The following is an 11,109-nucleotide window of genomic DNA, read 5'->3' as shown; positions in this document are numbered from 1 at the left end:
GATGACCACGGGCACGGTCACCAGCACCGAAAACGGATTGGTGAGGCCGCCGGTCATGTAGAGCAGGCCGGCAAGCTGCAGGCTGTCGATGGTCAGGATGGCAAAGGCCGGCAGCGGCGTCAGCCGATGCGCCGCCGGATAGCGGAAGGTCAGCAACAGGTTCATCCAGGCCGAGCAGGCGATCAGCGCGAAGCAGAGGCTGACAGGCAGCGGGAACTTCAGCCCATAGGCAACGACGAGCACCGTCAGGCTCTGGCCGACGATGGCGAGCCAGCGCAGCCTGATCAGCGTGTTGAGACGCAGCCGCTGGCTTTGCTGGAAGTCGGGCGCCTGCAGGATGTTTATCATGACCAAGGATTATAGCCGGGAAAGGAGAAGCGGTAGATGTTTCTGTCTTCTTGTTGACCATGATCGGATCACGGTCGGGATGCATCAGCTGCCACGCGGTTTGGCGCGGCTGGTGGCGGTGGCGAGAAGCGGGTTCTCCGGCCAGACGTGCCGGGGGTAGCGGCCACGCATGTCGACCCGCACATCGGCCCAGGAACCGCGCCAGAAGCCGGGCAGGTCACGCGTCGTCTGGATCGGCCGGTGGGCGGGCGACAAAAGCTCGAGCGTCAGCGGCACGGTGCCATTGGCAATCGAAGGATGCCGGTCGAGACCGAACAGCTCCTGCACGCGGATCGCCAGCACCGGCCATTCCCCGTCATAACGGATCGGCACGCGGCTGCCTGACGGCGCGTCGAAATGGGTCGGCGCCAGCGCCTCGATCCTGCGCTGGAGATCGTGCGGCACCAATGCCATGAGGCCGGCCGAAAGCACGCCCGGATCGATCGCGGCAAAGGACGACGCACCGGAGAGGTACGGCAGCAACCAATCGTCGAGGCGGTCGATGAGCGCGGCGTCGGAAACATCGGGCCAAGGCGCGCCAAGGCCGCGATGCAGCCAGCCGAGCCGTTGGCGCAGCGTTTCCGCCTCCCTGCCCCACGGCAAAAACGACAGCCCGTGTTGGCGCAAGGCGTCGAGGATGGCGCGATCCGCCTCAGTGCCAGCCGGCGCCGGCAGCATGCGTTCGGACAGCGTGATGGCGCCGAGGCGAACGGTTTCTCGCATGCGCACCGCGCGCCTGTCGCGGTCGAAGCTGGTTTCCCCGCGGGTCTCGATCTTGTCGGCAAGCGAAGCGCGAATGTCGGTCTCATCTATCGCCGCTGCTGCCGTGATGCGGGCATTTTGCGCCTTGCCCTGCAGGTCAGCGACGACGAGCCAGGTTTCGCCCGCCAGGGGATCAGCGGTGTCGAGCATGGCGCCCGAGCCGTTGGCCAGCACGAAACGACCGCGCTCGCCGCGCGCCTTGGCGACGCGGTCCGGCCAGGCATGGATGAGGAGGGCGCCGGCCTCACCCTCCCCCTTGAGGGGAGGGTCGATCCGCGAAGCGGAGCGGGGTGGGGTCGGTTCGGGCACGCTGTCGGCGACCCCACCCCGGCTCTCTCGCTTCGCTACGCTCAGCTCGGTCGCCGACCCTCCCCTCGAGGGGGAGGGTTGAGCCTGCTTCGCCAGCCGCTCGGCGAGTCGCCGCGCGGCGGTGGCGCGCGGCGATTTTTCGGATCGGAACCGCATCAGCCGTCGTTCCAGGTCGGCGCCATCGCCGCCAAGGCCACGCTCGGTGAGCAGCACGGCGATCATGGCCGCTTCGAACGCCTGGCCGGTCTTTGCCGCCTCAGCGACCATGTGAGCCAGCCGTACCGGCAGCGCCAGCCTGCGCATGGCAGCACCCGCTTCCGTCAGGCGCCCTGCCTCGTCAATGGCATCGAGCGCACGAAGCAGCGATCTTGCCTCGTTGAGCGCCGGGGCCGGCGGCGGATCGAGGAAGGAAAGACTCACCGGGTCGGCGACACCGAACACGGCACAATCGAGCAGAAGTCCGGAAAGATCGGCCTCGAGGATCTCCGGCGGGGTGAAGGCGGGAAGTGCCGCCGTCTGCTCGGCCCGCCACAGCCGGATGGCGACGCCCGGTTGCGTGCGCCCGGCACGGCCAGCGCGCTGGTCGGCGGAGGCTCTGCTGACACGCACCGTCTCCAGCCGCGTCAGGCCGCTGGCCGGCTCGTAGCGCGGCAGCCGCGACAGGCCGGAATCGATGACGACGCGCACACCGTCGATGGTGATCGAGGTTTCGGCGATCGAGGTCGCAAGCACCACCTTGCGGCGGCCGGACGGCGCCGGCTTGATCGCGGCGTCCTGGGCCTTGCCGTCGAGCATGCCATAGAGCGGCACGATGTCGGTGTCGGCGCTGACGCGGCCCAGCAGCCGCTCGGCGGTGCGCTCGATCTCGCGCTGGCCGGGCAGGAAGGCGAGTACGCTGCCGCTCTCCTCGGCAAGGGCCGCGCGGATCGCCCTGGCCATGGCGTCTTCGATGGCGATCCCGGCCGGCCGATCGTCGTAGCGCACGTCGACGGGAAAGGCGCGGCCTTCGCTCTCGATCACCGGGGCGCCGGAAAGCAGCCGAGCGACACGCGCGCCGTCGAGCGTCGCCGACATCACCAGCAACCGCAGATCGGGCCTCAGCGCACCTTGCACATCGAGCGCCAGCGCCAGACCGAAATCGCCGTCGAGCGAGCGCTCGTGGAATTCGTCGAAGAACACCGCCGAGACACCGGGCAGTTCCGGATCGTCGAGGATCATGCGGGACAGCACGCCCTCGGTAACGACAAGAATTTTCGTCCTTGCCGAGGTCCGGTTTTCCATGCGCATGGCATAGCCGACCGTCTCGCCGGGCTCCTCGCCGAGCAGTTCGGCCATGCGGCGGGCAGCGGCGCGGGCAGCGAGCCGGCGCGGCTCGAGCAGAATGATCTTGCCCGTGCCGAGCCATGCTGCATCGAGCAGCGCCAGTGGCACCAGCGTCGTCTTGCCGGCGCCGGGCGGCGCCACCAGCACGGCGCTGTTGCCATGGCCAAGCGCCTCGCTGAGCGCCGGCAGCACGGCGGAGACCGGGAGTTCCGGCAAGGGTTTTCTGGTCATCGTCCCACGGACGTACTCATCCAATCGCGGCGGATCCGCAGCGCCCGCATATCAGCGGTGGCGGTCGCCGCGCAACCGACGGCAGCGGGCCAGTTCAAAGCCGGGTTCGCGAAAATGGGTTCCAGCGCACCGTGCCCAACCTCGCCTCCTCGCGCACCATCGTCAAAAGGCCGGAGCCACCGACGATGGCGAGACCGACAAGCGACAGAAAATCGGGATATTCCTGGAAGAACAGCGCGCCCAGGATCACCGCCCAGACGATCTGCGAATAATGCGTCGGCGCGATCCGGTTGGCTGGCGCGTATTTGACGGCCATAAGCTGAAGCAATTGTCCGCAAGAGGTGAACGCACCCGACAGCACCAACCAGGTCAGCTGCCTTGCGTCCGGAAGCGTGAATGACGTGGCCGCGGCACCGATGCCGTTGAAGAACAGGCCGTAGCCAATCAGCACGCCGAGCATCGTCGTGCGCTTTTCCCCAGCCGCGAGCGAGCGCATCAGGATGATGCTGGCGGCGGCAAGGAAAGCAACGCCGAACGCAGCGAGGTGACCGAGATGCATCTCGCGAAAGCCCGGCCGCACGACCAGCATGACGCCGGCAAAGCCGGCGACCACCGCCAGCCATCGCCAAGGGCCGACCTTCTCCTTGAGGATCACGGTCGAGAGAATGGTGACGCAGAGCGGCGCCAGGAAAATCAGCGCATAGGCTTCCGCCAGCGGGATGGTGGTGAAGGCATAGACGCTGAGCACGCCGGACGCGATGCCTGCCCAGGCGCGGGCCTGAACCGCCCAAGGCCGCTTCGTGCGCCAGAAATCGCGCCAGCGTTCGCCGTTCGGCCGGGTGAAGAGAAGAAAGAAGCCGGCAAACAATGTCGAGAAGAACCCGATCTCGAACACCGTGAACTGCCCACCCAGGCTTTTGACAACGGCATCGTTGCACGAATAGCTTGCATAGGCGATCAGAGCGAGCAGAATTCCGTTCGTCACGTGTTTCCATTTCCAGGGAGAGCAGAGTGAAGATACTGGCGCTCGGTGCGCATCCGGACGACATCGAGATCTTCATGTTCGGTACGATGGCAGCCTATGCCGCGCAAGGCGCAGAACTGGTTTTTGCGATAACCACGGATGGCGCCAAGGGTGGGAGGGGTGATCCGGGACCGCTCGCCCGCGCCCGCCGCAAGGAGGCGGCCGTGGCGGCGGACCTGCTCGGCGCAACACCACACTTCCTCGATTTTCCGGACGGCGCGCTGGTTGCCGACGCCGCGCTGATCGCGGCACTGAAGACGCTGATCGGCGACGTGAAGCCGGACCTGGCGATCACCCATGCGCCGAACGACTATCATGGCGACCACCGTGCGCTGTCGGACAGCGTGCGGATCGCGGCGTCTTTCGCAGTGCCGGTGCTGCATGCCGACACGCTCGGCGGCACCGGTTTTTCGCCGACGCATTATGTCGATATATCAGGGCATTTCGATCTCAAGACGATGGCGATCCGGGCGCATCAGTCGCAGGATCCCGAACGTTTCGTCGACGCGGCGCGCACGCAGAACGCCTTTCGCGCCGGCCAGTGCAATGGCGCAGCCGGTTCCTTCGCCGAGGCCTTCCGCTTCGAGCCGGTCTTCCCCTTCGCCGACATACGCGCCCTGCTGCCGCCGGCCCCGGCGCTGCGGCCGGTGACAGTGAGCACCAGAACGGTCAAATGAGCCGGTGCCCGGCGCGCCAAACAACCCGACAGAAGCCGCCTTTCCCGAACCAGCGCCCGGAGCCGACGCGTCATGCTGCGGTGCAGCGACGAATTCGCTTGCCTTGTTTAGTAAAAATTGCATCACTAAACAAATTACTAAACATCCGGCGCTCAACCCGTCATAGTGTTTAGGCCCCTGGAGGAGGGGGGTTGAGGTTTTTGAAACCGTCATCCGGGCGCGTTTCGCAAATGGGAGGAAGGCATGAAATCGACCTTGAAACTGACGTTGGGACTGACCTCGGCGATGTTTGCGTCGACAGCCGTTTCGAACGTCGCGCATGCGGAAGATCTGACGCTTTGCTGGGCAGCCTGGGACCCGGCGAACGCTCTTGTGGAACTGTCCAAGGATTTCACCAAGGAATCCGGCATCGGCATGAAATTCGAATTCGTGCCGTGGACCAACTATGCCGACCGCTTCCTCAACGAATTGAATTCCAAGGGCAAGCTGTGCGACCTGATCATCGGCGATAGCCAGTGGATCGGCGGCTCCGCCGAGAATGGCCATTACGTCAAGCTGAACGACTTCTTCGACAAGGAGAAGATCAGCATGGACGACTTCGTGCCGGCCACGGTCGTCGGCTATTCGGAATGGCCGAAGAACACGCCGAACTACTGGGCGCTGCCTGCCATGGGTGACGTCGTCGGCTGGACCTATCGCAAGGACTGGTTCTCCAAGCCGGAACTGCAGAAGGAATTCAAGGAGAAATACGGCTGGGATCTCGCCGCGCCGACGACTTTCGACCAGCTGAAGCAGATCGCCGAGTTCTTCCAGAAGCGCGAGATCGACGGCAAGACTGTCTACGGCGCGTCGATCTATACCGAGCGCGGCTCCGAAGGCATCACCATGGGCGCCATGGACGTGCTCTACAGCTTCGGCTTCAAATACGAGAACCCCGACAAGCCCTACGAGATGGACGGCTTCGTCAACTCCGAGAAATCGGTGAACGGTCTGGAATTCTACAAGGCGCTCTATGACTGCTGCACGCCTCCCGGGGCCTCGAACAGCTACATGGGCGAAGGCGTCGATGCCTTCAAATCCGGCCAGGTGGCGATGCACATGAACTTCGCCTTTACCTGGCCAGGCCTGCAGAAGGACGAGAATGTCGGCGGCGACAAGATCGGTTATTTCGCCAATCCCAAAGGTCCCGACGGTGATCAATTCGCCCAGCTTGGCGGCCAGGGCATCTCGGTGGTTTCCTATTCCGACAAGCAGGAAGCCGCGCTCAAATACATCAAGTGGTTCGCCAACAAGGACGTGCAGGCCAAATGGTGGTCGCTCGGCGGCTATTCCTGCCTCAACGCGGTCGTGAAAGACCCGAGCTTTCCGGCCAGCCAGCCTTATGCGCAGACCTTCCTCGACTCGATGGCCATCGTGAAGGACTTCTGGGCTGAGCCGAGCTATGCGCCGCTGCTGCAGGCGTCGCAGAAGCGCTTCCACGACTATGTCGTAGCCGGCCAGGGTTCGGCGAAGGACGCGCTCGACGGCCTGGTCAAGGACTGGACCGAGGTCTTCCAGGACGACGGCAAGATGTAATCGGCGAGAGACCGGCTCCTCCCGAGCCACGACCCCAGAGCCGGATGATTTCGGGTCGAAGACTCGAAATCATCCGGCCCCGGACCAAGAGCGAGTGAGCATGATGTCGTCCGAAAACCGCTTAACACTTTTCGGCATCATGCTCTGGTCCCGTGCCGCCCTTGGCACGGGACACAGTTCAGATAAATTCCAATGTCGAGACGACTTGAAGTGACCGAAGCGGGACTGACCATGCTCAATCGGACTGCGGACAGCGTTGCCCGGGCCACGCCTGAGCCGTTGGCCCGCAAGGTCCGGGGCATCAGCGACAAGGGCCTCGCCTGGCTGTTCATCTCGCCGACGATCCTGTTGCTGCTCGCCATCAACATCTTTCCGCTGTTCTGGGCGATCTATCTTTCCTTCACCAATTACCGCGCCAATCGCCCCAACGAGGTGGTGAAGAATGTCGGCCTTGCCAACTACAAGCGCATCCTCGGCGACCAGGACATCTGGATCGCCATGCAGACGACGGCGCATTTCGTGTTCTGGACCATCCTGCTGCAGACGCTGATCGGTTTCACGCTGGCCTGGCTGATCGACCGGAAGTTTCGCGGCCACGCCTTCTGGACGACCATCATTCTGGTGCCGATGATGCTGTCGCCCGCAGTGGTCGGCAATTTCTGGCGCTTCCTCTACGAGCCGCAGATCGGCCTGTTCGCCTATGCCGTCTCGTTCGTGTCAGGCATTCCGGCAACGGAGATCGGCATGCTCTCCAACGTCTCGCTGGCACCGTGGTCGATCGTCATCGTCGACACCTGGATGTGGACGCCGTACGTGATGCTGATCTGTCTCGCCGGGCTGCGCTCGATCCCCGAATATATCTATGAGGCGGCCGAGGTCGACCGTGCCTCCAACTGGCGGCAGTTCTGGTCGATCACGCTGCCGATGGCGCTGCCCTTCATCATGCTGGCGGTGCTGTTCCGCGGCATCGAGAACTTCAAGATGTTCGACATGGTCAACCTGCTCACCGGCGGCGGACCCGGCTCGACCACCGAAGTCGCCTCGATCACGCTGAAGCGGCAGGCCTTCGAAAGCTGGCGGACGGGCTATTCCTCGGCCTTCGCCATCATCCTGTTCGTCGCGGTGTTCGGGCTGGCCAATATCTACGTCAAGGCGCTCAACAAGGTGAAGCAGAGATGAGCCTGACGTCAGCCCATTCGGTCGTCGCACCCTCGGCCACGTCGAAGCGCGTCGCCGGCACGATCATCGTGCTTTACGCGCTGATCTCGATCGTGCCGCTGCTGTGGATCTTCGCCACCAGCTTCAAGACGCCGCCGGATTCGATTGCGTATCCGCCGAAGATCCTGTTCCAGCCTAGCCTCGAAGGCTACTGCAATCTGTTCACGACGCGCACAAGGCAGACGCCGGAATACATCAACTCGCTTGGACCGGCGACCGGCTTCTGCGACGAGACCACGCGCAAGCGCAACATGGTGATCGCCGGCCCGTCCAACTTCATGCCGCGCTTCGTCAATTCGCTGATCATCGCCTTCGGCTCGACTTTTTGCGCGGTGTTCCTCGGCACGTTGTCGGCCTATGGCTTCTCGCGCTTCAGGGTGCCGCTGGCCGACGACCTTCTGTTCTTCATCCTGTCGACGCGGATGATGCCGCCGATCGCGGTCGCCATTCCCATATATCTGATGTATCGCGAGCTTGGCCTGTCGGACACCGCGCTCGGCATGATCCTGCTCTATACGGCGGTCAATGTGTCGCTTGCCGTGTGGCTGCTGAAAGGCTTCATCGACGAGATTCCGCGCGAATACGAAGAAGCGGCGATGATCGACGGTTATACGCGGCTGCAGGCCTTCTGGCGCACCGTGCTGCCGCAGGCGACCACCGGCATCGCCGCGACCGCTATCTTCTGCCTGATCTTTGCCTGGAACGAATATGCGTTCGCCGCTCTGCTGACTTCGGGCACGGCGCAGACGGCGCCGCCCTTCATTCCGACCATCATTGGCGAAGGCGGCCAGGACTGGCCGGCGGTCGCTGCAGGCACGACGATCTTCCTGGTGCCGATCCTGGTGTTCACCATCCTGCTTCGCAAGCAATTGCTGCGTGGCATCACCTTCGGCGCGGTGCGCAAATGATTGATGTGGGAATAAGAAACCGACGGTGCCACCGTTTCCCTTCTCCTCGTCCGCGGCTACGGGATCGACACATTTGCGAACGCTTAACGTTTAGCGATAGCGTGCATGACAAGCAGGCACATGCATCTTCTTCCGCCGCGCCAGGTCGACCCCCACTCCGTCGAGCTTCGCTCGACACCTCTCCCCCGATCGACGGGGTAGAGGAAGGGCGCGAACTTAATTCAGCCAGACTCCCTTCCTCTCCCTCCGGAGGGGGGAGAGGTGGCGCTGCGAAGCAGCGACGGAGTGGGGGAACCACCTGGCAACCGCGTCGCCCCGTGAACGGGGTGAAGGAAGGGAGAACCGCATGACGCGCCCTGCCGTTTCCAGAAAATCGTCGTGGCGCGCACGCTCCGCCGCGGCCTGATGGAGAACATCGCGACGGTGCTCATCGCCATCGGCTTCCTGATGCTGTTTCAGCCCTTCGCGCTGTCGCTCTACACGTACTCCTTCGTCACCATGCTGGCCGGCACGGCGATGTTCATCATCGTCTCTAAGTTTCCGGAGTAGACGATGGCTGAAATCCGCGTTGAGCATCTGAGGAAGGCATTCGGCGATTTCGTCGCCGTGCAGGATTCCAACTTCGTCGTCGGGAATGGCGAGTTCTTCGTCATGCTGGGGCCGTCGGGTTGCGGCAAGACGACGACGTTGCGCATGATTGCCGGGCTCGAACTGCCGACCGGCGGCAAGATCCTGCTCGGCGGCGAGGACGTCACCATGCGACGTGCCCGCGAGCGCGACATCGCCTTCGTCTTTCAGCTGTTCGCGCTCTATCCGCACATGAATGTGCGTAAGAACATCGGCTTCCCGTTGCTGGCGCAAGGCATGCCCGGCATCGAAATCCGCCAGCGCGTCGAAGAGACGGCGAAGCTGTTGCGCATCGACCATCTGCTCAACAAATCGGTCTCCGGCCTTGCCGGCGGTGATCGCCAGCGCGTCGCGCTCGGCCGCGCCATCGTGCGGCGGCCAAAATGCTTCCTGATGGACGAGCCGCTCGGCACGCTCGACACCGAATTCCGCGATCTCATGGTCCATGAGCTGCGCGAACTGCACAACCGCATCCGCGCCACCACGGTCTACGTCACGCACGACCAGATGGAAGCGATGTCGATGGCCGACAAGATCGCGGTTATGAACCACGGCGTCATCGAGCAGTTCGGCACCCCGCGCGAAATCTACGACCGGCCGGCTACCATGTTCGTCGCCGATTTCATCGGCTCGCCGCCGATGAATTTTCTCGGCTTCGGCGGCGGGCTTTCAAAGGGTGCCAGGGAGATAGTGGTGCAAGGTGCCAAGGTGGCGGTGCCGGAGGTGCGCGAGGACATCGCGCCGGCCGACATGGCGCTCGGCATCCGACCGGAGCACATCCGCTTCGACGACGCCTCGAAGCTGCGCGGCGCCATCTACGGCACCGAGTATCTCGGCACCACGCAGATCGTTGCGGTGGAGACATCCGGCGGCATCATCAAGGCGCGGGTGCCGGCCGAAATCCGGCTCAATGCGGGAGACCATGTCGGCCTGGCCCTGAGCAGCGCGCGGCTGTCGCTGTTCGAAAAGGGCTCCGGCCGCGCGGTGAGAACCGCAATCCATGACGCAACCGCGGAGGTCCGCCATGGCTGACGTGCACATCCAACGCGTGACCAAAGCCTTTGGCGAGCATATCGCGGTGGACGCTCTCGATCTGCACGTCACCGATGGCGAATTCGTCGTGCTGCTCGGGCCGACCGGGGCCGGCAAGACGACGACGCTCCGGCTTATTGCCGGATTGGAACGGCCGGATACTGGCTCAATCCGTATCGGCGGACGCGACGCAACAGCACTCTCGCCGGCCGAGCGCGACACCGCCTTCGTCTTCCAGCAATATTCGCTCTATCCGCATCTGTCGGTCTACGACAATCTGGCCTTTCCGCTGCGCTCGCCTGCGCGGCGGCTGGGCGAGGACGCGGTGCGCCGCCGCGTCGAAGAGGTGGCCAAGATGGTGCGTATCCACCACAAGCTGAACAACCGCTCCACCAAGCTTTCCGGCGGCGAGATGCAGCGCGTCGCCATCGGGCGCGCCCTGGTGCGCAAGCCCTCGATCTATCTGATGGACGAGCCGCTGTCGTCGCTCGATGCCAAGCTGCGCGCCGACCTCCGGCTCGAGCTGAAGCGCATCCAGGCCGAGCTCGGCGCCACCATGCTTTATGTCACGCACGACCAGATCGAAGCGATGACGATGGCCGATCGCATCGGCATTCTCGCCGACGGCGTGCTGGTGCAGATCGGCACGCCACGCACCATCTACTCGGAGCCGGCAAACCTTCATGTCGCCGCAAGGCTCGGCCAGCCGGCAATCAATCTGTTGCCGACGGGCCTGCTGCCGGATGGCGACATGCCGGCGGGAACCAAAACGATCGGCGCGCGTACAGAACATCTGTCGATCGGCAAGGCATCGAATGGCCCCGCCGACGGCGTTGTTAACTGGGTCGAGCATTTGGGCGACCAGAACCACCTGCATGTGACGGTGGGAAGCAGAAAGCTGGTGACGCTGACCGACCCCGACATCCAACTGGAAAAGGGCGACAGGGTGATTATCCGCTACCGGGCGCCGCTGTTCTTCGACCAAGCCGGCAACAGGATTGCAAACCGATGAGCGCTGGGACGCTGGACAAGACTG

General features: G+C 63.9%; 9 protein-coding genes and 1 pseudogene. 7 read left to right on the top strand and 3 right to left on the bottom strand.

The features are described 5' to 3' along the window. The 3 genes and pseudogenes from EOB36_RS20995 to EOB36_RS20985 form a co-directional block, all read right to left on the bottom strand. Positions 1-348: pseudogene (locus EOB36_RS20995) on the bottom strand (sensor histidine kinase); the annotation flags it as partial. An 84-nt stretch (positions 349-432) separates the two neighbouring features. Then, positions 433-3,012, bottom strand: a complete 2,580-nt coding sequence (gene hrpB, locus EOB36_RS20990; protein ID WP_128285614.1) for an ATP-dependent helicase HrpB — start codon at positions 3,010-3,012, stop codon at positions 433-435. A gap of 94 nt (positions 3,013-3,106) precedes the next feature. Continuing rightward, a complete protein-coding gene (locus EOB36_RS20985; RefSeq protein WP_128285613.1) occupies positions 3,107-3,997 on the bottom strand; it encodes a DMT family transporter in 891 nt (296 codons plus the stop codon). 26 nt (positions 3,998-4,023) lie between these two features. On the opposite strand from EOB36_RS20985, the gene EOB36_RS20980 reads away from it, so the two are divergent. The 7 genes from EOB36_RS20980 to EOB36_RS20950 all read left to right on the top strand — a co-directional run bounded on the left by EOB36_RS20980 (position 4,024) and on the right by EOB36_RS20950 (position 11,085). Continuing rightward, on the top strand, positions 4,024-4,713 hold the full coding sequence (locus EOB36_RS20980; protein ID WP_128285612.1) for a PIG-L deacetylase family protein: 690 nt from the start codon (positions 4,024-4,026) through the stop codon (positions 4,711-4,713). A 243-nt stretch (positions 4,714-4,956) separates the two neighbouring features. Further along, complete coding sequence (locus EOB36_RS20975) at positions 4,957-6,288, top strand: extracellular solute-binding protein (protein WP_128285611.1); 1,332 nt, start codon at positions 4,957-4,959, stop codon at positions 6,286-6,288. Positions 6,289-6,519: 231 nt separating this feature from the next. Continuing rightward, positions 6,520-7,467, top strand: a complete 948-nt coding sequence (locus EOB36_RS20970) for a sugar ABC transporter permease (protein ID WP_128285617.1) — start codon at positions 6,520-6,522, stop codon at positions 7,465-7,467. Next, entirely contained in the window at positions 7,464-8,414 is a 951-nt protein-coding gene (locus EOB36_RS20965) for a carbohydrate ABC transporter permease (protein ID WP_128285610.1), read from the top strand. Before EOB36_RS20970 ends, EOB36_RS20965 begins: the two co-directional genes overlap by 4 nt. A gap of 378 nt (positions 8,415-8,792) precedes the next feature. Further along, positions 8,793-8,963 carry a hypothetical protein gene (locus tag EOB36_RS20960; protein WP_164897577.1) on the top strand — a complete coding sequence of 57 codons (171 nt, stop codon included), beginning with the start codon at positions 8,793-8,795 and terminating at the stop codon, positions 8,961-8,963. Positions 8,964-8,966: 3 nt separating this feature from the next. After that, positions 8,967-10,073, top strand: a complete 1,107-nt coding sequence (locus tag EOB36_RS20955) for an ABC transporter ATP-binding protein (RefSeq protein WP_127204059.1) — start codon at positions 8,967-8,969, stop codon at positions 10,071-10,073. Next, the gene (locus EOB36_RS20950; protein WP_128285608.1) at positions 10,066-11,085 is read left to right on the top strand and encodes an ABC transporter ATP-binding protein; all 1,020 of its coding nucleotides are present in this window, start codon (positions 10,066-10,068) and stop codon (positions 11,083-11,085) included. The genes EOB36_RS20955 and EOB36_RS20950 overlap by 8 nt, the downstream gene beginning before the upstream one ends. The last annotated feature ends 24 nt before the right edge of the window (positions 11,086-11,109 follow it).

The sequence above is a fragment of the Mesorhizobium sp. M6A.T.Cr.TU.017.01.1.1 genome, from assembly GCF_004023115.1.
In the GTDB taxonomy this organism is placed as follows: domain Bacteria; phylum Pseudomonadota; class Alphaproteobacteria; order Rhizobiales; family Rhizobiaceae; genus Mesorhizobium; species Mesorhizobium mediterraneum.
Note: the sequence above shows the minus strand (reverse complement) of the source record. Positions and strands in the feature narration are given on the sequence as shown.